This is a genomic window from Humibacter ginsenosidimutans (assembly GCF_007859675.1).
Lineage (GTDB): Bacteria > Actinomycetota > Actinomycetes > Actinomycetales > Microbacteriaceae > Humibacter > Humibacter ginsenosidimutans.
In genome coordinates this window covers 3,165,803-3,187,357 of sequence record NZ_CP042305.1, presented here as the reverse complement: position 1 = coordinate 3,187,357, position 21,555 = coordinate 3,165,803, and the positions used below count along the sequence as shown (strand labels likewise).

General features: G+C 65.3%; 16 protein-coding genes and 1 tRNA gene. 7 read left to right on the top strand and 10 right to left on the bottom strand.

What is annotated here, in order from left to right:
- Positions 1 to 19: 19 nt before the first annotated feature.
- The 4 genes from FPZ11_RS14745 to FPZ11_RS14730 all read right to left on the bottom strand — a co-directional run bounded on the left by FPZ11_RS14745 (position 20) and on the right by FPZ11_RS14730 (position 10,052).
- Complete coding sequence (locus FPZ11_RS14745; protein ID WP_168203858.1) at positions 20 to 6,805, bottom strand: RHS repeat-associated core domain-containing protein; 6,786 nt, start codon at positions 6,803 to 6,805, stop codon at positions 20 to 22.
- 368 nt (positions 6,806 to 7,173) lie between these two features.
- Positions 7,174 to 7,458, bottom strand: coding sequence for a response regulator transcription factor (locus FPZ11_RS19370; protein ID WP_168203857.1), 285 nt, complete (start codon positions 7,456 to 7,458; stop codon positions 7,174 to 7,176).
- 804 nt (positions 7,459 to 8,262) lie between these two features.
- On the bottom strand, positions 8,263 to 9,330 hold the full coding sequence (locus FPZ11_RS14735; RefSeq protein WP_168203856.1) for an LLM class flavin-dependent oxidoreductase: 1,068 nt from the start codon (positions 9,328 to 9,330) through the stop codon (positions 8,263 to 8,265).
- Positions 9,331 to 9,455: 125 nt separating this feature from the next.
- Entirely contained in the window at positions 9,456 to 10,052 is a 597-nt protein-coding gene (locus tag FPZ11_RS14730) for a TetR family transcriptional regulator (RefSeq protein WP_146321893.1), read from the bottom strand.
- A gap of 411 nt (positions 10,053 to 10,463) precedes the next feature.
- Between FPZ11_RS14730 and FPZ11_RS14725 the strand changes: the two genes are divergently transcribed.
- The 3 genes from FPZ11_RS14725 to FPZ11_RS14715 all read left to right on the top strand — a co-directional run bounded on the left by FPZ11_RS14725 (position 10,464) and on the right by FPZ11_RS14715 (position 12,543).
- On the top strand, positions 10,464 to 11,375 hold the full coding sequence (locus FPZ11_RS14725) for an AvrD family protein (RefSeq protein WP_168203855.1): 912 nt from the start codon (positions 10,464 to 10,466) through the stop codon (positions 11,373 to 11,375).
- Between the two features lie 209 nt (positions 11,376 to 11,584).
- Complete coding sequence (locus FPZ11_RS14720; protein WP_146321891.1) at positions 11,585 to 11,779, top strand: hypothetical protein; 195 nt, start codon at positions 11,585 to 11,587, stop codon at positions 11,777 to 11,779.
- Positions 11,776 to 12,543, top strand: coding sequence for a tyrosine-type recombinase/integrase (locus FPZ11_RS14715; RefSeq protein WP_146321890.1), 768 nt, complete (start codon positions 11,776 to 11,778; stop codon positions 12,541 to 12,543). Before FPZ11_RS14720 ends, FPZ11_RS14715 begins: the two co-directional genes overlap by 4 nt.
- Before the next feature lie 10 nt (positions 12,544 to 12,553).
- On the opposite strand, the gene FPZ11_RS14710 is transcribed toward FPZ11_RS14715, so the two are convergent.
- Positions 12,554 to 12,645 (bottom strand) — tRNA-Ser (locus tag FPZ11_RS14710).
- 183 nt (positions 12,646 to 12,828) lie between these two features.
- On the opposite strand from FPZ11_RS14710, the gene FPZ11_RS14705 reads away from it, so the two are divergent.
- Positions 12,829 to 13,962 (top strand): serine hydrolase domain-containing protein, encoded by a 1,134-nt coding sequence (locus tag FPZ11_RS14705; RefSeq protein WP_168203854.1) that lies wholly within the window; start codon positions 12,829 to 12,831, stop codon positions 13,960 to 13,962.
- A 105-nt stretch (positions 13,963 to 14,067) separates the two neighbouring features.
- Here the strand turns inward: FPZ11_RS14705 and FPZ11_RS14700 are convergent, their stop codons facing one another.
- From FPZ11_RS14700 to FPZ11_RS14685, 4 genes are all read right to left on the bottom strand, one after another.
- The gene (locus FPZ11_RS14700; RefSeq protein ID WP_146321888.1) at positions 14,068 to 14,586 is read right to left on the bottom strand and encodes a carboxymuconolactone decarboxylase family protein; all 519 of its coding nucleotides are present in this window, start codon (positions 14,584 to 14,586) and stop codon (positions 14,068 to 14,070) included.
- A 69-nt stretch (positions 14,587 to 14,655) separates the two neighbouring features.
- Positions 14,656 to 15,516 (bottom strand): sigma-70 family RNA polymerase sigma factor, encoded by an 861-nt coding sequence (locus FPZ11_RS14695; RefSeq protein WP_146321887.1) that lies wholly within the window; start codon positions 15,514 to 15,516, stop codon positions 14,656 to 14,658.
- Between the two features lie 109 nt (positions 15,517 to 15,625).
- The gene (locus tag FPZ11_RS14690; protein WP_246846278.1) at positions 15,626 to 16,894 is read right to left on the bottom strand and encodes an LCP family protein; all 1,269 of its coding nucleotides are present in this window, start codon (positions 16,892 to 16,894) and stop codon (positions 15,626 to 15,628) included.
- A gap of 161 nt (positions 16,895 to 17,055) precedes the next feature.
- Complete coding sequence (locus FPZ11_RS14685; RefSeq protein ID WP_246846277.1) at positions 17,056 to 17,928, bottom strand: alpha/beta fold hydrolase; 873 nt, start codon at positions 17,926 to 17,928, stop codon at positions 17,056 to 17,058.
- 132 nt (positions 17,929 to 18,060) lie between these two features.
- Between FPZ11_RS14685 and FPZ11_RS14680 the strand changes: the two genes are divergently transcribed.
- Entirely contained in the window at positions 18,061 to 18,657 is a 597-nt protein-coding gene (locus FPZ11_RS14680) for a hypothetical protein (protein ID WP_146321885.1), read from the top strand.
- Between the two features lie 56 nt (positions 18,658 to 18,713).
- Here the strand turns inward: FPZ11_RS14680 and FPZ11_RS14675 are convergent, their stop codons facing one another.
- The gene (locus FPZ11_RS14675; protein ID WP_146321884.1) at positions 18,714 to 19,379 is read right to left on the bottom strand and encodes a TetR/AcrR family transcriptional regulator; all 666 of its coding nucleotides are present in this window, start codon (positions 19,377 to 19,379) and stop codon (positions 18,714 to 18,716) included.
- A 123-nt stretch (positions 19,380 to 19,502) separates the two neighbouring features.
- Between FPZ11_RS14675 and FPZ11_RS14670 the strand changes: the two genes are divergently transcribed.
- Positions 19,503 to 20,447: an aldo/keto reductase gene (locus FPZ11_RS14670; protein WP_146321883.1), complete on the top strand. Its 945-nt coding sequence runs from the start codon at positions 19,503 to 19,505 to the stop codon at positions 20,445 to 20,447.
- An 82-nt stretch (positions 20,448 to 20,529) separates the two neighbouring features.
- Complete coding sequence (locus tag FPZ11_RS14665; RefSeq protein WP_168203853.1) at positions 20,530 to 21,546, top strand: NAD(P)-dependent alcohol dehydrogenase; 1,017 nt, start codon at positions 20,530 to 20,532, stop codon at positions 21,544 to 21,546.
- Positions 21,547 to 21,555: the final 9 nt, after the last annotated feature.

Genomic DNA, 21,555 nt, shown 5'->3' with positions numbered 1-21,555 from the left:
CAACCCATGCTCAGATAAATCAGCATCCGCGACCGTACGCGTAGCTGTAGCTGCCGTCCACGTACTGGTCCCTCGAATATGGCGTAGACAGCGTTGAACTTCGGCGCGTTGTCGAGGAAGACGTTGTTTGGGTATCTCCGCCGCATCCTGCGTAGCCGCCCCACGGGGCCCAGGCACAAGTCCCAGCCACACCTGCTCCACCGGACCCCCCAGCCCCAGGGCCAAGGTCAACGTCGAGTTCACCGGAGTCAGGTCCTTTGGCGCAAGACCCCGCTCCCGCCACGGTTAGTCCGACGACCCCGAGGTGTCCGCTCCCGGCCACGGTGCACCCTGTTCCGGCAATATCTGCTGCCGTGTCAGCAGCCCCGCCTGCGACGCCCAGGAACAATGAAGCATCAGCGTCAGCGCCTCCGCCGCCCATTAGGTTGTATCCGGCGGTCAGGGTTAGCCCGGAACTCGACGCCCAGTCGACGCACACCTCGACGCCACCAAGGACGGCAACCCCCGCTGCGCCGACGAAGCTCCCGCCGAAACACAGCCCGCCCCACCAGAGCCCTGTTGGATCGGTCACGTTTAAGGGGCTGTCATCGACGTAACCGTACGGGCTAAGCGTCAGCGCATTCAGGGGATCGACACTGATTAGCAGTGCCGTCGCTGGATCGTAGTACCGCGCCAATAGGTAGTAGAGCCCGGTTTCGGAGTCACTGTATGCCCCGGCGAACTGGATCGGGGTGCTGGCAGCGCCAGCGTGACTGGTCGTCTTTCCCCAGGCGTCATAGGAGTAGCTCCCGTCGACGGCCCCGCTGGAGTTTGTGAGTTCGATGGTGGAACCGTGTGTGTCCGCGAAGTAGTACTGGCTATCGCTGCCGTTTACGCCGAGTTGCTCGACGGGCGTTCCGGATGGTCCGTAGATGTAGGCGGTGGTGCCATCGGTAAGCAAGAGCGGAACAGCACCGAGTGTGTTGTAGGTGAAGGTGGTGGTGCTCGATCCTACGGTTTTGCTGGCGCGGAAGCCGTCGCCGTTGTACGTGTAGGCGGCGGCGACGGCTCCACTGACGGATGTGAGTTCGCCGGCTGCGTTGTACGCGTAGTTGGTCGCGGTGCCGATTGCGGGTGTTTGAGCGGTGCGTTGTCCGTCCCCGTTGTACGTGTAGGTGGTGGCGCCCGATGCCGGTGAGGCGCAACTGGGGCTGCTGACGCTGCTCGTTGTTGTCCAGCACAGGCGTCCTGCTGCGTCGAACACCTGCGTGACGCTCCCCAGAGTCGTGGGATTGCCTGCAGCGTCGTATCCGTAGCTGGTGGTCGTCGAGCCCGCTATTGCACTCGTGAGCTGTTCGTTGTTGTTGTACCCATACGTTTCGGTACTGCCCGGTGCGCCTGCTGATGGTGTGGTGCCTGTGAGATCGCCGTTGTTGTTCCGGGCATACGTGACGGTGCCCAGGCCTGTGCTTCCCTTGCTGAGCACGCTGGAGGTGGGCTGGTCTGCGTTGTTGTATGACACGGTCACGGTGGTGCCGTTCGCCGCGTTCGTGGTAGTCAGTTGTCCGTCGGCGGTGTACCCGAAACTGGTGCTGTTGCCAGCCGGGTCGACAACAGAACTGAGCTGTTCCAACGTGTTGTAGTGATCGGTCACGGTTCCCGCAGTGCCGGGATAGTTGATCGTGGTCACGTTGCCTGCGGCGTCGTAGCCGTAGCCCACCGTGTTGCCTGCGCCTGTGGTGACGTTGGTCTCCTCGTTGAACACGTCATATGAATAGCTGGTGGTGCCGGTTCCGTCGGTCATGGCCAGCCTGTTGCCATCGGGATCGTACGTGTATGAGACCGCGTGCGTGCCGCTTCCGGAGTAGGCGATCCCGGTGAGTTCTCCGGCGTTGTTCCAGGTGTCTGTCATGGTTTCACCGTCGGGTGAGGTTTGGATCTTCAGCCGTCCGTCAGCATCGTACGTGTAGCTAGTGGTGGAACCGTCCGGGTCGGTGCTGCTTTCCTTCAGCCCAAGCGCGTTGTACGTGTAGGTGGTGGCTTTCCCGTTGGCATCGGTGGTCTTCTTGATCGTGCCGTCACCGTTGTAGCTCGTGCTGCTGGTAGCTCCGGATGGTTGTTCCACCGATGTAGCCCGGTCGGCAGCGTCGTAGCTGGTTGTAGTGGTGTGCCCGTTGGCATCAACGGTGGTGAGCTGGTTTCCGTCCGCGTCGTAGGTGGCCTTGCTGCTGTGGCCGAGCGGGTCGGTGGTGGTGATGACATGACCGTAGGCATCGTAGGCGTACGTCGTGCAGCCAATAGCCGGCGGTGTGCAGGTGGGGGTGGTGCCAGCGGCGGTTCCGGTCGGGGTGACGGTGCTGGTCCGTTCGCCGAGTGCGGTGTTGTAGCCGTAGTCCGTAACGTGCCCGGCAGCGTCGGTCACCGTCGTGAGGTCGCCCAAGGAGTCGTATCCGTAGTGTGTTGCGTTGCTGTTTGCGTCGGTCGACACGGTCGCTTCGGCGGGATGAGCCTCATCCGTGTATGCGTAGGTGGACTGGCGACTGTAGGTCGGGTCGAGTGTGTTGTTGTAGGACTCCGCGGATTGACCGTCCTCGGTGGTCAGCACGCTTGTAGGTGCTCCGGCGGCGTTGTAACTGGTGATCGTGTGCGTGCCGTTCGGATCGGTGACCTCGGTTACCTGTCCGGCCGCGTTGTACTGCTTGGACGTGGTCTGCCCGAGCCCGTTGCTCGAGGAGATCTGGTGTCCTTGCGCGTCGTAGGAGAAGGTCTCGACGGACCCATCGGGGTTGGTCTGCTGAGACACCCCGAGTGAGATCGGATCGTAGGAGTACTTCCAAGTCTGCGCACTGTCGGTCCCGTAGGCCTTGGTCTCCTGGGCGAGCAGTCCGTTCTGGTAGGTGTATAGGTCTTCATCACTGGTGGGTGTGGTGACGAGGGTCTGCCCTGCCACGAGGCTGTCGCCGGTGTTGGGTCCGTATTCGAAGGTGGTCTCGTTGCCTTCCGGATCCGTTTGCGTCAGCACCCGTTCCGATGAGTCATACGTCATCGACGTCACCGGGGATGGTGTCCCCGACTTCCCGTAGTTGTTGGGGGAACGCATGCTGGTCATGAGGTGGGAGGCGTTGTATGCGTACTGGGCGTGGTCTTGATTGCCGTCGGTCCCGCCCGTGCGGGTGGTGCCGACACCGAAGACGTCGGTGAGGTCGCCTGCAGTCGAGTACTGATAGTCCACCTGTTGGCCACCCGAGTCCGCAACAGAGGTGATGTGTCCCCCACTCCAAGTAAGAGTGAGCGTGCGGCCCGCCGGATCCGTCACCGTTTGCAGGTTGCCGGAGGAGTCATAGGCGAGGGACGTTTGGTAGGACGGTGTCGCCACCCGGCCGGCTTGATCCGATTCGGCGATCAGTCGTCCCGTGCTTTGCGCGAACACGAACTGCTCGGACCCATGGCGAATGAAGTAGTAGTTCCCGCTCGATGCGGTCAGAGTCGCGTCGTAACGGGCCGGAGGCGTGTACGTTCCGCTGCTGTCGGTGAAGCTGACCATGGATCCGTCTTCCTGACGAATCGTGACATTCCCCGAACTGTCGGTGGTCGCAACCAGCCCGTAGGAGTAGGTCCATCCCGGCCCGAAGGCGCCGTTGACCGCGCTGTTTCCTGCCGGCCCGCTGGGGTCGGCCAGCGACGACGTATACGTGCGAGTGAGGTTGAGAGGCTCGCCGAAACCGGGAACCGAAAGATCCGTTGCCGACTGGGTGAAGTATCCCGTGGACGTGTCCACCGGGTCCGCGACGGCCCGAGTCGCACAACCACAGTTCACCAGGGCCGGGTTAGAGCCCGCGGGTTCATCCTGGATCGTCGGCGGGCCCCCAATGGACTGCCCGGGGGTTCCGCCCTTGGGCACGAATGCGATCGCGTCATAAGCGACGTCATATCCTTGCGGCGTTTCGCTGCTGGCGTTCGTCAGCACGACGTTGCCGCCGTTCTGCATCGCGAACGTCCCGATCGGAACCCACTCCTCGGACTCCCAATCCTGATTTACGCGGATCTTCCACGCCGACGCTCCACCTCCCGGGTTGACCGTGTAGACAACATCCGTCGCGGTAGCCCCACTCTCGGGGAGATGAACCTCGACCTCGTAGTACTGAAGGCTCGGCAATGTGGGCTTCCAGGTGCCAGTGTTGATCAGGTCCGTGTCCGATGACGGCTCCGTGTGGGTGAACAGGATGTGGCCGCCGAAGCCTGAACCTAATTGGTGGGTGTCGATGTCACCGACGGCGTCACCCGAACTGTTAGTGCCGGGCGAGTACGTGAAGGATCCCGAGTTGCTCCAGTTCATACCCGTACAGCCCTCGTCATTGTCGACGGGATTGGATAAGTCGTCGACGATGATCGAGTTCGACGGCAGGTTCGCCGTGTTGAGATTGCAGGTCGGTTGATACTTCGCCGTATACGCAGGCGGCTCAGAACCAGCCCCATCCTCATACGCTGACGTGGCGCAACTGGTCGAACAATCGCTGATCCAGGTCACAGGCTTGTGCCACCAGCACTCCGAGTCGGACAAGCTGCAGTACCCGCCCGAGGCATTACTCGTGTCGCAATCGTCAGCGCTCGAGCAGAACGAGTCGAACGGGGCGATCTGCAACCAGGAGTGACCACCGTGGTAGTCCGGCGGGTCATACGCCGTGTACCCGTATCGGATGATCGGCGACCCCATCCACCCCATGATGCGTTCCTGGTAGGGCCAGCTGGCGGGATGAGCGGCATCAGCGTAGGTGCTCTCCAAGTACGGGCCACGAGACGGGTCGTAGTCCGGGTTCTGCGGATTGTTCGACCACCCCAGACCCCATGTCCCGTCCGGTCCCTCACACGACGGCCCCGGCGTGCACCCTGAGGTGTTGCCGAACGAAGCCGTCGGCTGAATGCCCGTGTTGTAGGCCCAGACCGCGAAGTACCAGTTCTCCAGGTACCGCGGGTCCCCACCGTTCGCGGTGATCCCCGCCTCGTAGAGCTGATTCCACGTGCTCTCCAAGATATTCAGCCCCGCCGCTACATTTTCCTCGTAGTCGACCGCAATCTTCATCTGACCATGCGTGGAGTAATCCCCGTCGCCGGCGAACATGCCATCCGTGACCTGAGCCACCCCGTAACCGCAATCCGCGTCGTCATAGTCGATCGTGTCGATCGCGTCACCAGCACCGTAGTAGTCCGCGATCAACGGATCCCCAGCAATGCCAGGCAGCGCATGCCAGGAAGCCTGATTGAAATTGCTCTCCTGCGATTCGATCGCCAGCATCACCGATCGCGGCACCGTATCCCACGAATCGCCCGACGGATGATCCAAAGCGATCGGAGAGAAATCATCGCTGGGGTCATACGCCGCCAGACCCATGTTCGCGAAGTCAGCCGGCCGCTGATACTGACTCCCCGTCAGCAGCCCCTGCTCCGCCATCTCCGTCGCCCAGTCAACCTGACCATTCGACGGCTGCATCGCCTGCAACGTCGGATCCAAACGCGCCACAGCGCACGCAGGCGACCCCGCATCATCCGCCATCTCAGCGGCACCGGCACCGTCGGAGACGACTGCCAGTGCTGGCGCGAGCGGCCCCGTTCCCGTGAAGACCCCGGCCTTCACCTTCACTTCAGTCTTCGCTGGCGCCTTCGCCCCGGAAGCCGGCTTCTGCGATCCTTCGCCAGAAACCTGCGCCCCCGCCCCTCGAGAAGCAGAAGCCTGTCCTATGACCGCGTTCTTCGTCTTGAACACCTGATGCGTCGCCTCAGACTCGACCATCTGGACTTCAGAGGACACACCTGCCGCCTGCACCGCAGAGGCCGGAGCCGACTTCTTCTGCTGAGGGCTCGACTTCGCCGGCCCGAATGCAGCTCCCCCATCCAATGAAACCGTCGCTACACCCAGCGGCAATTGCGAGGACGGAACCCCGCGGAGCGTTCCGGTCTTTCCTGCGGTCCCGATGACAGAGTTCTTCCCGGCTCGTCCCTGAAAGATCCGCACCTCGGCACTCTTGCCTGAACCGACCTGGTCGGCATGGGCGGATGCCTCGTGCCACACGATAGCTCGCCCGGCGCTCTTGGCTGCCGTCACGTAGTCCAGACCACCATCGGAGGCAGGATGCACGTCGTACGCCGGCCCCGCAACCTTCAGCTCAACGAATGCCTTCACCGGCGCTTTCATCGTCCCGCCGATCGGGATCCGCACAATCGACGACGCCAGGGCGCCCTGAACGCCGTACTTGGTCGGCACCGCAGAAGTCACCTGCCCCTGCACGACCGACTGCTGAATCCTCGTTCCCGTCGACAAGTCATACCGAAGCACTTCGGTCTGCTGCTCCTGAGATCCCAGGCTCGCCGTGAACACGGCAGTGTCATCGAGGCCGCAACCCGGAGTGTGATACTCGAGAGCCACCCCAGTTGCCAGAGCGTGCACCCGACCGGTCTTCACATCAATCGCATACGCGTACGCTCCTCGTTCGCGGGCGGTGTTGTCGTTCACCTCATCACCGGGAAGGACCGCCACTGCAATGTACTTTCCATCATCGGTCAGGCATTGGTAGCCATACCAGGCCCCAGGGTCGAGTGCCGCAGGACGCAACACCGCGATGTCGGACCATGCGAACCCCGAGGATGCGCGCGCGATACGAACGTGATATCCGTCACTTGCACCCTGGCCGTCGACGGCCACATCAGAGCCGTCAGCGAAGCGTTTGGCGCTGGCAACAGGGGTCGACTTCGCCGGCGCAAGTGGCTCTGCTGCGGCCCTCAACGGCGCCCCGGCAATTCCCATTACCACGCAGACGGCCACGGCGAGCATGCAGGTCAACGTGACTAACCGCCGTCCCCCGTGCACGAGTGACTGGGGGTTACTCAGTTCCCGAAAGTGCTGGCCCATGCTGCTCCCGTCGCTGTCGGCTCCATCGCGAGACACATGCCGACCCCGCCGAACGTACGACAACACGTGCCCTTGGGGATATGTGCTCTACGGCACATATCCCCAAGGGCACGCTGCCGGAAGCCGGTGGGCATCACGCTGGCCGCTTACACACGAGAGTTTCGAACCACAATTACTCCCGGGACACGAAAGCGACGGTGCCGAAGTCATAGTTGTCGTTGCGGGAATACGCGATGCGAAGCCACGTACGAAGCGTTAGTCCGCCCCTCCGGACAAAATGCCTATTTGAATCACGAATGGGCGGTCAAGCCGATCGCGTATGCTGTTCGAACCGCGTCAACCCGCGACTTTGCACCGAGTTTTCGATAAATGGTGTTGGCATGACGGCGAACAGTCCCAACGGCAATGCGAAGCTCGGCCGCGATCTCAACATTTGAGAACGCTTCAGCTATAAGAGCCAGAACAACACGCTCTTGCGGCGTGAGTATCGACCCAACCTTCACATCCCGCGCCACGGCAGCCGATAACACCGGCCCCGATCCGCTCAAGATGTCCAGGACGTCAGCGGCCGTCATCGACTGTGTGATACATGCGGCGGCGCCCGCCGAAATCACGGAGCGACATACAGCATCCGGGGCACGGAGAGCCACGAGAACTCCTCGTGTTTGCGGTGCCGCACGGACGAGGCGTCGGATCGTGCCAATCGTGGAAGGGCTAGCCATAGCAGGCTCGAATAGGACGATATCCGGCTGCAATCTCTCGACCATCGAAACAAGGCGTTCCGGATCACTGGCGCTACCTAGAACCACGTACGCCCCCGATTCGCTGAGGATCGCCGTTATGCCGTCCCGCACAAGCCCCGGCCGGAGCCCGAAAACTACCCCCGCTTGTCGTGCCTTGCCCCCACTTGATCCATCTCGGAAGCGCGCGGCGTTCGTTGAGGTCGTGGACGCGAACGCATCAATCGGGATGTGTCCCATCCGGCCGACCCCGACGTATGGCTCCGGCATCCGGCCGGTGGCCGGGGAATCAGCACTGTCGGTCCATCGAGATTCGTTCCCGCCGCTTTGACCAGGCTCCCTGCCGCCATGGGCACGCTCGCCGCCCCAGCCGACGCCGTTCTGCGCTGTGCCCCTGTGCAGATGATCCGCAGTTCGCGGCTCGGACTTATCCCAATCGATCATCATCGACCGCCTACCAAATAGTAGGTCTCAGATCCCTCTGATTCTGAGACCGTTGCCTGCTTGTTGCCAGCAAACCGTACCATTTGGTATCTGCTCTAGAGGAGACCATCGAGCAGCCTTCGTGCGAGCGCAGGGTCAGTCCGCACGCCGGTATCAGGAACACGTACGAACGAACGAGTAGCAGGAGGGCAGCGGCTAGTGCGTCGACGTCTGGCCAGAGCCGATTCGCAATTCTCGAACGGCTGCGGCATACAGCTCCACGGTCTTCTCGTCCTCTTCGCGAGTCGTCGTGGGCAGGCCGCACTTGATTGCAACTCTGGACAGCCCAAGATCGTGTGTCAGTACATGCAGCTTGCGCGCGACGGTTGCTGGCGAACCGACAAGGAGCAGTCCATCGTCGAGCTCTCGTTCATAAGCTTCACGATCGACTGCTCCCGCCCATCCGCGATCGCGGCTAAGCGCGGCGAGGGTAGAGCTGTAGTGGAACCAGAACTGTTCCCGCGCCTCCGCGTCAGTCTCGGCAACGTAGCCTTGCAGGCTGACTCCGGCGCGGCCGGGTCTACGCCCGTGCGACTTCGACTCTCTGGAGTATTCGGCCAGGGCGTGCTCGATGGGATCGACGGCACCGGTCCGACCGACAAGCATGAGGGGCAGTCCCCACTGTGCGGCAAGAAGCACGGAAGTGCCTGCTCCGCCGGCGCCAACCCAAATTGGCAGATCCGAGCGAGGTTTCGGAGTGACAAGCCTTCGATGATCATCTGGAGGGAGGACATGGGCCGTCGATCGAATGCCCAAGAGTCGCTCTGCCCGGTCGACGAACTCCCGGCTTGACTCCTCGGGAGCGATTCCGAAGAGCTCGAACGTCTCGCGATATGCACCGCGTCCGATCATGATTTCGGCGCGTCCGCCGCTGAGCTCATCGAGGAGCCCGAACCGCTCGATGACTCGAATTGGATCGTCCGCCGAGAGGACAGTTACGGCGGACGTAAGACGGATGCTTTTCGTCAAGGCGCTGATTGCGGCCAGCACTATCTCCGGTGCCGAGACAGCGAAGTCGGCTCGATGATGCTCGCCTATCCCGAAGAAGTCGAGCTGCTTGAGCTCTGCCTTTTTAGCCAGGTCCACGATCCGAGGAAGCCGAGAACCGTACGCGGAGCCAGTCGTCGACAGCTCACCAAACGTGATGACACCGAACTCGGCGGCGTAGGGACCGTCGTTCGTGTTCGGGCAAGCTTCAGCACTCTCGCGACCAGAGATGGGCACCAGAACTCCTTCATTCACGATCAGACCGTCTAGTATGTTGCCACGCTAGTTCGTTGCCGATCGCGATGTGACCAGTCGGCAAGTCCTTTGCCGGGCCTACGAGCTAAAGTGCATTTGCGTCGGCCTCATCCCCCGCCCCCGGTGCGAAGTCCTGGCGTCAGAAGCCGCCACAGCGCTTCGAGCTCTGAGTCGACATGAGACTCCATGCCGGAATCGACGCACACCGCCAATACTCCGAAGAGGCAGTTGACTAGAGTGCGCGCGGTTCTCAACCTGTCGATTGATTCGGGGGCGTCCTGATCGGCCACGGCCTCGTCCAGAAACGGAACGAAGCGTTGTGCCCAATCTTCATAGGGGTTACCTGCGCTCGGAACGAGCCGTAGTTCCTGACTCAAGCGCATGCCTGCGCGGATTCGAGTGTTCGTGGCCATCTCGCGAACCACACGCACCGCAAGCAGTCGCATCCCTGAGAGACCCCGGCCTCCTTCGTCTCGCACGGCCTGAAGCATCCGCGGCCAAGGATCGAAACGTGACTCGAGTAACGCGTCGGCAAGCGCGTCCTTCGACTTGAAGTGGAAGTAGAAAGCGCCTTTCGTCATCCCCGTTGCGCTAATGATCCGATCGAGCCGGGCTCCACTCAACCCGAATCGTGTGAACTCAAACGCTGCAGCGTCGAGAATCGCTTCCCTGGTGCGTTCGGCGTTCTTCTGGCCTACAGGCATCGTGCAAGGCTCCGCTCAGATTGGTTGGGACCGCAGGAAAGATCGTACTGGGGATGCCATGAGGCCGAAGTGCACTAGACAGAAGGAGCCCACCTTGGCAAGCAAGCGGGAGAACAGCACCAGATTGGAGGCCGGGACGCAGGACTCAACTCAGTTCCCGTGGATGACGTCAAGCGGTCGACTGTCTGACCCATGAGCTTCACGCTGCGTGGCTGGGTCGGGTGTCCGCCGACGACCAGCGTGTCTCGGGGTTGACGAACAGTCGACCAATGGGAAGCGGCACGAAACGACGAACTGCATACTTTATGGTACTTTACGTCCGAGAAACCGTCGTTGGTCTAGAAAGACCCTCCACGGTTCTGCGATTATCGGCTTTCGCGAGATGCTTTGCGGCGTAGGCAGGAGTTGGGGTTGTCTGTCTTCTTCGCGGACATCGACGAGATCCTTGGTCCATCCTCCGGGCGGTACTTCGGTGATGGGTATCGCGCGGTCGAAGCGCGCGTGAGATCAATTGGCCTCGGCGCTGCCGGGGTCCAGGCAGTCGGCGACCTGAAGTACCCACGGAATTGGTCAAGCCGCGCGGGACGGGCTCGGACCGACCTCCACCTATCGTCGTTGGATGCTATTTCCTTGTCCTTCCGCCTGATCGAGGCGATGTCGAATCCTTCGCTAACGGGACACCAGTCCGTCAAGCGGTTGAGCATGAGGGCCGGCTCCTCGCCCAGCCACTCAATAACGGACATCGACATGCATGCAGAGACTCTCGGCCTCGAGCCCCCGATCTTCAGAACGTCAGTCCTGCCCTTCTCCATGGAGGTCGAGCTGACGCCCGGTCCCACAAACGCTATGGGCCCCGAACGCAGCGCCGGCAGCGAGCCTGACTGGTGGCGTCCGATCAGTAGCACCGCCGTTCGCCTTCACGACTTGACTCTGGATGCGAGTCACGAATCGCTTGAAGCGCAGGGGACGTGGCATCAGTCTTCCTATCGAGTGCCGGGCATTGGCTCTCGATTCCCCGCTCCCTCCATCGTCGACACGATTGCGAGCGCGGGGGCCCTCGCACAGGCGCTGCTCTACTCTCTTGATGGGATAAGCCGCGAACAGGCCGGAAACTTCTGGCTCCGGCGCGCGACGATCAACTTCAGCCAACCGCCGGCGACGGCGGCCGAGGACGAGGCATGGCGAGCCTGCGTGAGCCGACGAAGTGTCGTCACGGTGGCAGAGAGCCCATTCGTCTCTGCGCGCGTGTCACTGGTGAGTTCTTCCGGCGCGAACATGCTCGCCGATGTCGCGTACGCGCGCGGAGCAGGCGACTCACCATGAGGAGGCACGCATAGGAGATAACGCGCAGCTTCGATCGAAAAGGTCGTGCATCGAAGCGCCAGAGTCAGATCAGGCAGCGAACTCGTCGCCTCCAAGTCGTTCGCTCGGAAGAGCGCGGCAGAGGCCTGGGAACGGGAACAGAAGCGCCTGCTCGATACGGGACGACGCTGCCGCCCAAGCGTTCGTACACACTCGCCCAACTCGTCGACATGTTCAATGAAGCCCGCAAGGGCGGCAACCCTCACACGTTCGACACCGACCGCGACAACCTGGCAACCCTGCCGAAGTCCCCGCTCCTCCGGCCGCTCACATCGATCCGGCCGGATGACGTACGCAACCACGTTCTCAGCGAATTAGGCAGCGGCAAGAAGCCCTCGACCGTCGCGCGCGCCAAACGACAATGAGCGCCCTGTTCACCTTCGCGACCGATCAAGGGCTTCTCCAGCAACCGCATCCAGTGCGAACAATGAAGAAGATTCCTGAGCTCAGCCAGACACAGCGCTCCATCAGCCCGAACGACATTCCCACCCCCGAGGGCGTCGCTGCTGCGATTCGCGACCTACGCAGCCGACGACCCGACGTCGCCGACGTCTTCGAGTTCATGTCGCTCACCGGCGTCCGATGGGGCGAGGTCCGCGCAATCCGCGTCAACTGGCTCGTCGAGATACCCCTGGCCCAGCTCAACGTCGAACGGTCGCACTCCGACCGATACGCCGAGAAGGACCCCAAGTCATGGCGCGGCACGAGGCCGATACCGCTCTCACCGCGCGCACTCAAAATCTTCCACGCCCACGCTGAAGGCAAGAGTTCCGATTCCTACCTATTCACGAACCTTCAGGGCGGACAACTGAAGGTCGGAGTGGTCCGCAAGTTTCCTCTTGGATTCCGCCGTCACGCACTACGCCACTACGCCGCGTCGACTTGGTTGCGCCTCGGTACACCTGTCCACGAGGTCGCCGAATACCTCGGCGACGAGGCGCGCACCGTCCTGAAGGTCTACGCGCATGTCCTCGGCGAAGGCCAACGTCGCGACTTCGTGAGCCGACTCACGGCTGCCGAGAACGAGGACCGACCTCGTCACCCGGGACACTTGAGGAACACTTGGCCCACAACCAGCGACCAGTCCCGACAATCAACCAACCAACGCGGCCCGAAAATGGGCCTCTGATCAGGTCTTTTGGCGGAGACGGAGGGATTTGAACCCTCGGTCCCCTTGCGGGGACTCCACCTTAGCAGGGTGGTGCACTCGACCGGACTATGCGACGTCTCCATGCGCGCCCGCCAGGCGGACACACGCAGACAATCATAACGGACCCACGGGGCCCACTTGACCACGATCCGTGGGCGCCCGAACCTGCCCGGCAATCGTCGCGAGCGACGCGCGAGCGATGGCGAGACATCCATGGTCGACGTGAGGGTTGACCCCCGTTCGGGAGCCAGGCATGGTGGACCAATGTCCCCCACTTTCGACCCCGTATGGCGCTCGCTCGACGAGCGCGTCGCATCCGGATGGGCACCTGGCATCGTCGCCGGCGTGCGCCACCACGACGAGACCCGCTTCTACGCCGTCGGCACCGCCGACCTTCCCGATGGCCCCGACGTCGAGCCCGTTTCCGTCGACACCCCGCACCGCATCGCCTCGCTGAGCAAGCTGGTCGGCATGGCGCTCACCGCCCAGCTGATCGGCGACGGCCTGCTCGATCTCGATGACGAGATCGCCGAGTGGATGCCCGAACTCGCCTCCCGCCGCGTGCTGCGCGCCCCCGACGCGGCACTCGACGACACGGTGCCGGCCGATCGCGAACTCACGGTTCGCGACCTCGTGACCTTCACCAGCGGGCTCGGCATGCAGTTCGACGCCACTCCGCTCAGCGCCGAGCTGCACCCCTTCGCGATCGGGCCCGTGCCTCCGCAGCTGTCCGCCGACGACTATCTCGAGCGCATCGCGGCGCTCCCCCTGGCGCACCAGCCGGGCGCGCAGTGGACGTACCACACGAGCGCCGACCTGCTCGGCATCCTGCTCTCCCGCGCTGCGGAGAAGTCGCTCCACGAACTGCTGCTGGGCGAGATCACCGGTCCGCTCGGGCTCTCGCACACGGGTTTCTTCAGCGAGCAGCGCATGCCGTCGCAGTACGTCGCGCGCGGCGAGAACCTCGAGATCGCCGACGCCTACAACGACGCGTTCTCTCAGCCGCCCCGGTTCGAGAGCCTCGCCGGTGGCCTCGTGTCGACGGTGCCCGAGTTTCTGCGCATCCTCACCGCCATCGCCGACGGCGAGATCGTGCCACCCGAGCTCGTCGCCGCAGCGACGGCACCACAGCTGGATGCCGCCCAGCAGCTCGGCCTCCAGCAGCTCGCCGGCCCCGGCGTGGGGTGGGGCTGGTGCACGTCCGTCGAGACCGGAACGCCGCATCCTTGGTCAGCACCCGGCCGGTGGGGCTGGAACGGCGGATCGGGCACCAGCGCCTACGTCGACCCGTCGCGCGACCTCGTGGGGGTCGTCTTCACACAGCGGTTCATGGCCGGGCCGCAGGAGACGTTCGGGTATTTCTGGGAGCCTCTGGCGGCATCCGTGGACCGCGGCTGAGTCGCAGGCACAGCCGCGTATCGAGCACGATCCGGCGCGGCACGCACGCCGCAGGCAACGGGCGTCGCGACCTCGATCGCGACGCCCCTTTCCACGACCCGCCGATCAGACGGACACGGTCGTCGGGTCGACCCCCGATGTCGCGGCGGCCTGCGCCTCGGCGAGGCGTGCTGGGTCGTAGCTGCCGCCCTTCTGCTGCGTGATCACGTTGAGTCGGTTGAGGGCGTTGATCAACGAGATCTGCGCCACGATGGCGGCGAGCTGCTCGTCATCGAAGTGCGCGGCGACCTCCGCCCACACCTCGTCGTCGATGCCGCTGCTGTCGGCGAGCCGGGTGGCCTGCTCCGTCAGCGCGAGCACCGCACGCTCGGCATCCGTGAAGACCGTGGTCTCCCGCCAGGCGGCGACGAGGCTGAGCCGCAGCGGCGACTCCCCCGCAGCCAGCGCCTCCTTGACGTGCATGTCGAGACAGGCTCCGCACCCGTTGATCTGACTGGCGCGGATGTTCACCAGTTCCTCGAGCGTTCGAGGCAGCGACGAGGCCTGCACGACGCGACTGGCCGAGACCACGTACTTCACGAACTTCGGCATGACGGCGGTGGCGAACACATTGAATCGAGCCATGATCATCTCCTGTACTGGCGTTCTTCGCTTACACAGGTATGACGGCCCGGAGCGCACAGAGGTGACAGATCACTCCGAGAACGGCGGCAGATCCATGGTCGCCAGCAGCGCGCGGTCCGTGATCGACTCCACCTCGACGATGCGGTCACCGGCCACGGTGCAGCGCATGACCGCCAGCGGAGCGCCGTCCTGCCGCCATGCGACGACCCCTGGGCGTCCGTCGACGTTGACACGGCGCACCACGATCGGGGATTCCTTGCCGCGCGCGGCCTGTCGAGCCAGGGCATCCGAACCGCTATGAACGATCGCGCCCCGCGGGGTGTGCAGGCGCCAGGTCAGGTTCGGGTCCAGCACGTGCAGCAGCGCATCGAAGTCGCCCTCTCGCGCAGCGGCGAGGAAGGCGTCGACGACCTGGCGCTGACGCGGGAGGTCGGTGGGACGTTCCGCGCCACGCACCTTGCGACGGGCCCGGCTCGCGAGCTGCTTGGCGGCATCCGTGGACTTGTCGATGATGTCGGCGATCTGCACGAACGGCACCCCGAACGTGTCGTGGAGCACGAAAGCGAGCCGCTCGTCAGGCGTGAGGGTGTCGAGCACCACCTGCAGCGCCGCCCCGACGGAGTCGGCGAGCACGGCGTTGTGCTCGGGTCCGTCGTCTTCGGTGACCACCCAGTCCAGCTGTTCGTCGAGCGAGCTCTCCGTCTTGGTCGCACGCGCGCGGAGTATGTCGATGCACACCCGGCTGACCACCGTCGTGAGCCAGCCGCCGATGTTGTCGATGGATGCCTGCTGTCTCGACAACCGCAGCCAGGCCTCCTGCACGGCGTCTTCGGCGTCCGCTCCGGAGCCCAGCATGCGGGAGGCCATCGCAGTGAGACGGGGGCGATGCTCCTCGAAAGCCCCGCCGAGCTCGTCACCCGTTGTGCGCATGCAGTCTCCTCACCTCATCACCATGACGGATCGAGGCGCAGAAAGGTGACAGGGGAGACTCGTCTTCGCTCGCGGCGCTCGCTCCGCAGGCGCCGCACCGCGTCGATCGTCAGCCGGCGCCGTTGGAGCAGGTCTGCGTGGCCGCGGTCTGGCCGTGGGTGTTGTCGCTGAGCTGCACCGGCGTCGACGTGGGGGTGCTCGTCGATCCCTTCGAGCTGCCGGAGGTCGACGTTCCGCCGGACGTGGACGGGGAGCTCGACGACGTGCTGCCCGACGACGCGTCGACCGATCCCTGCCCCGTGCCCGCGGTGATCTGCACCGCCTGGTCGTGGGCGATGGCATCCACCAGCGTCTGGGCCGACGCGTCATCGGGAATGACGCGGTTGTCGTTGTCGGGATCGTCGACCACCGGGTACTGCACGAACGCGATGTTGTTCCAGTTGAGGCCCTTGAGCGCGCCGGCGATCTGGTACAGCGTCGTCACGTTGTCGAGCGACTCGGAGAGCTGCACGTTGCTCACGGTCGCCTTCGCCAGACCCCACACCTTCACCGGGTTGGTCAGCGTTCCGTCGCTCATGATGGTGCGCACGAGCGAGGACAGGAACACCTGCTGGTTGCTGATGCGCGAGAGGTCGGAGCCGTCGCCGACACCGTGCCTGGTGCGGAGGAACTCGGCGGCATCCTGACCCTTCAACGTCACCTCGCCCGGGTCGAGGTTGAGGCTGGTGTCGGGGTCGTGGATGCCGTCGCCGCCGATGCACACCTGCACACCCCCGACCGCGTTCGACATGGCGACGACACCCTCGAAGGTGATGAGCCCGGCGAAGGGGATCTTGATGCCCGTGAGGCTCTCGACCGTGGAGACGACGCAGCTCATGCCGCCCTCGGACAGCGTGCTGTTGAACTGCGCCTGATCTTGCGCGGAGTTGTCGCCGCACGCCGGGATGGGGATCATCAGGTCACGTGGAAAGCTCACGACGATGGCGTGCGTGTGGTCGGCCGACAGGTGCAGCAGCATGGTCACGTCGTTGTTGCCCGCGCCGGAACTGTCGTCGAGGGTTCCCCACGAGTTGCCTTGACCGCTGCGCGTGTCGCTCGCGGCGATGAGGATGTTCACCCCGCCCTTCAGCGCGGCGATGTCGGGCACGCTCTGCTCGCCCTTGAGGTGGATGACCGGCTTGGCCGAGCTGATCAGGCTCGCGGCGGCCACACCGCCGATGCCCAGCACGCTGACGACGGCCACGGCGGCGACCGATGCGACGACCTTGGCGAACGTCGCCCAGGGCTTCGAGTGAAGGCGTCCATGGCGGGCGATGCCCATGCGCGAGCGCTCGGTGCGCGCCGAGGAGCGTGAGCTCCGGGTGCCGTGGTCCGTCATGTGCACCGCCTCTCTCGTCGCGTCGTGCCTCGTGCAGTTCTGGTCCGACCTTCGAGGCTAGGGCGCTCAGCTAGGTGAATCCCGGTAAAAGCTGAGTGAAAGGTGAGAGCGATCCGAGGTCGGGTGCCCGTTCCGGCGCCGGCTGCGGGCGGAAAAGGGTGTCAGCGAGCGCGTTCTCGGCCGGCCGCAAGCATCCATTCCAATGCGATCGGCAGCGCCCCGAGCACCGAGACGTGGCCGTCGCGCGGTCGCAGCCAGAGCTCGCCGGCCGGAAGAGCGGAGAGGATCGCTGTCGAATGCGCGGGAGGGATCACCCTGTCGCGCCCGCCCTGCACGATGAACGCCGGACACTCGATCTGCCCGAGCTCGATGCCCCAGTCTTCGACGAAGGCGACGTCGTCATCGATCTCGCCCCAGGGAACGCCGCCGTTCGCTCTGGCTTCGGCGCCTGCACGGCCGGCGTCCGCGCCGAGCGCTTCCCAGTCGCCGGCGAGCGCCTGCCAGTCCGCGTCGACGAAGCTCGACTCGTCGAAGTCCGACGTCTCGGCGTGACGACGTCGCGCCTCTCGCCCTCCCTCGTGCGCCGACCTGAGGCCGTCGGGAGACGCCATCCCCTCGAACCACCACGGCTCGTCGACGTAGGGGGCGATGCCGGCGAAGGTCACCGCCGCGACGACGTGCTCAGGGTCGAGCGCTGCGCAGGCGAGGGCGTGCGGGCCGCCGCCTGAGGCGCCCATCGTTGCGTAGCGCTCGACCCCGAGTGCTGCGGCTACCGCCACGACGTCGGCCGCGGCATCCGCCACCCGGCGACCCTCGAGCGACGTCGTTCCCTGGTAGCCGGCCCTTGCACACGAGATGACCCGGATGCCCCGCCTCGTCGCGGCGCGCGCGATCGGCGCCAGAATGCGCCCGGTCTGCGGCGTGCCGTGGTGCCAGATCACGACCGGCGCGGTCGCCTGGCCGCCGCCTGCCCCGCTGTCCCAGACCCGCACGGTGCGTGTGTGCCCGACCTCGATCTGCCGTTCGTTCGTCACCGCGCCTCCTCGGCTGTCGTCGCCCTGCCGACGGTACCCGGTTGCTCCGTCGCCCGGCTCCATCGACGGGCTCACTGCGCACCCGTGCGCTCGGCTACCTTTGGATCACGGCGAGGCGGAGGGGAGGATGCTGTGGGCTGGTTCGACTGGTTGCGCAAGCGCCGCATCCTCAAGCCGTACAACGACGCCGCCGTCGTGGAAGTGCCGCAGGCCACCGTCGAGCAGTCGGTCTCCGAGGGTCTGATGATCTCGGAGTACGCGGTGCGTCTTCGGCTGAAGAACGCCATCGCCGTCGACGCGGTGGTGTCGCCGCGCGAGTATGACGCGCTCACGTACCTGCCAGAGGCATCCGCCGCCTACACGGAGCTGGCCGACGAGTCTCGACAGGCGGCAGACCGCCTCACCGAGGAGCTCGCCAACACGGTGGGCCGAGTGGGCCGCGCCGAGCACGTGCACGACTACCGTCGCGGCGACGAGTCCAACGTGCGGCACCGCCTCATGGTCGCCACCGAGGCCGCGACAGCGCTGCAGCAGAAGGCCGGGCAGGAGGAGTACCTGCTCGACCTCATCGAGAAGGCGCGACAGGATGCCTGGGCCGAGATGAGCGCGTCGCTGCTCGACCACGCGCTGCAGTACACACCGGATGCCCCCGAGCAGCTGAGCCCCGTCGACCGCGACATCGAGCTCGCCTCGCTGCGCGCCGAGCTGGAGGCGCTGACCGACGAGTAGCGACGGCCTCGTCGACGCCCGGAGCCTCGCACCCGCCCGAGCGGCGCCACTCCGGCTCAGCGCGACGACGCCGCTGGCCGCAGCGCGTCCATGATGAGGTCGAGCAGGCGGCCGACGCGGCGCGTGTCGTGGGCATCCCCCATCGCCAGGAAGACCCCGACGAGCATGTCGGCCGTGTCGGCGGCGTCGGCATCGGGGCGGATGCTGCCATCGGCTCCGCCCGCCGCGAGCAGATCGCCGATCGTCGCCTCGATGCGTTCCCTCGTCTCGGCCATGCGTGCAGCGCGAGACGACCAGGCTGCACGCAGCGCGGGCATCATGCCCTGTTTCGTGGCGACGAAGCGCGCGTAGCGATCGAGCCAGAGACGCAGCGCGTCGAAGGCGGCACGACCATCGAGCAGGCCGTGCGCCGACTCGACCACGTCATCGAGCTCCGTGCGATACAGAGCCTCGACGAGCGCCTCGCGCGTGGGGAAGTTGCGATAGAGCGTGCCGATGCCCACGCCGGCCGCGCGGGCGATCCCCTCCAACGAGACCGCGGCATCGTCGTCCGCCGCCGTGAAGGCATCCCGCGCCGCGACGAGCAGCAGGCCACGGTTGCGAGCCGCGTCGGCGCGCAGCTTCGGGGCAGTCGCCGCAGCCGCCTCGCGTGCCGGCGCCGCGTCATCCGACTCCGGCGAGGTGGTCGACGAATCGCTTGAGGAGAACGTCTCTCTCGACAACCGGAGGCACCTCCGCTACGCTGACGGTCAAGCGGAGCATCCTCCGCTTATTCGAGTCTAGGCGTCGATGCAGCCTGGGGCGACCCCGACCTGCTCCTCGTTCACCGAGCTCTGGGAGATCCCATGACCGACATCTCTTCTACTCCGTCGTCGTCGACCGCTCCGGGCGGCAGCTATCCCCTGGCCGGCGTCTCGGTCGCGCGCGTCGGGTACGGCGCCATGCAACTGGACCGGCACTCCGCACGGCCCGAGGTCGCGGCATCCCTCCTGCGGCATGCGCTCGACCTGGGTGTGAACCACCTCGACACCGCCGACTTCTATGGCGCATCCTTCGTCAACGACGTGATCCGCCGCGTGGTCGGCGACCGCAGCGACGTCGTCGTCGCCACGAAGGTGGGCGCGGAGACCGATCCGCAGGGACCGCTTCCGCTCCGCTCGGCGCAGCGCCCCGAGCAGCTGCGCGCGAACGTGGAAGACAACCTGCGCACGCTCGGCGTCGATCGACTCGATCTCGTCTACCTGCGTCGCATGGAGGCCGGCCCCGGGCTGCGCCCGGAGGGCGACCAGGACGTGCCGCTCGACGACCAGCTCGACGTCATGCTGCAGTTGCGCGACGCGGGCGTGATCGGGGCGATCGGCCTCAGCGCGATCGGCATCGACAGTCTGCGCGCGGCGCTGCCTGCCGGAATCGCCGCCGTGCAGAACGCGCACAGCGTCGTCGACCGCAGCTTCGACGACATGATGCACCTCACTGCCGAGCACGACATCGCCTGGGTCCCCTTCTTTCCGCTCGGCAGCGCATTCCCCGGGCACGCGAAGGTGACAGACCAGCCCGCGGTGCGCGCGGCGGCCGAACGACTGCACGCGACCCCGTCGCAGGTCGGACTGGCGTGGCTGCTGCAGCACAGCCCGAACACGCTGATCATCCCCGGCACCTCGGATGCCACGCATCTCGACGAGAACGTCGGCGCAGGCGAGCTCGTGCTCGATTCCGACACCGTGGCCGCCCTCGATGCGCTCGAGGTCGTCGGCGCAGGCGAGATCCAGTGGGTCCCGTCGGAAGAGTGAGGGGATCCGTCTAGAGTCGCAGAACGGCCACAGCGATGACGCGGTTCGCGGCCGTCCCTGTCTCTCGGTCCGAAGGAGCGCCGTGCCCAACCTCGCAGCTGTCATGCCCCGCCTCGGCGAGATCGAGGTTCGCGACGTCGGTGAACCGGTGCTCGGCGCCCGCGAGGCTGCCGTCGAGATCAGGTCGGTCGGCATCTGCGGCTCAGACGTCACCTATTACCGCGTCGGCCGCATCGGCGACTGGGTCGTGGACGGTCCGCTCATTCTCGGGCATGAGGCATCCGGTGTCGTCACCGCCGTCGGAGAGGATGTCTCACGGGTCGCGGTGGGCGACCGCGTCGCCATCGAACCCGGCACGCCGTGTCGCGACTGCGACGACTGCCTGCGCGGGCGGTACCACCTGTGCTCGCGACTCGCGTTTCTGGCGACGCCGCCCTACGACGGCGCTCTCGTGCAGCGGCTCGCGATCGACGAGCGCAACCTCTTCGCTCTGCCCGACGGTCTGAGCTTCGACGACGGAGCCATGCTCGAACCGCTCTCCGTGGGCATCTGGGCCTGCCGTCGCGCCGGGCTCGAGCCCGGCGACAGAGTGCTCGTCACGGGTGCCGGCCCCGTCGGCACGTTCGCGGCGCAGGCGGCGCGCGCCTTCGGAGCGGGCTCGGTCACGATGGTCGACGTCTCCCCGTTCCGGCTCGAGATCGCGCGCACGCTCGGCTTCGAGGCAGAGTCCGCCGATTCGCCGTCGACGGCCACGTTCGACGTGCTGCTGGAGTGCTCAGGCGCGCCCGGCGCCCTGGCCCAGGGCTTGGCCCGCCTCGGCAACCACGGCCGAGCCGCCATGGTCGGCCTGCCGAAGCAGCCCGTCGAACTTCCGCTGTCGTCGCTCAACGCCCGTGAGCTGACCGTCTCGCTGGTCAACCGCTATGCGCACACCTGGCCGACCGCGATCGATCTCGTCGCCTCGGGCCGAGTGGACGTGCGCACCATCGTGACGCACCACTTCGACCTCGACGCGACCGAGGACGCCCTCAACCTGTCGGCGACGGACCCGAACTCGATGAAGGCGATCATCCACCCGCAGGCCGCGGCGACGGTCTGACGCCGCCGC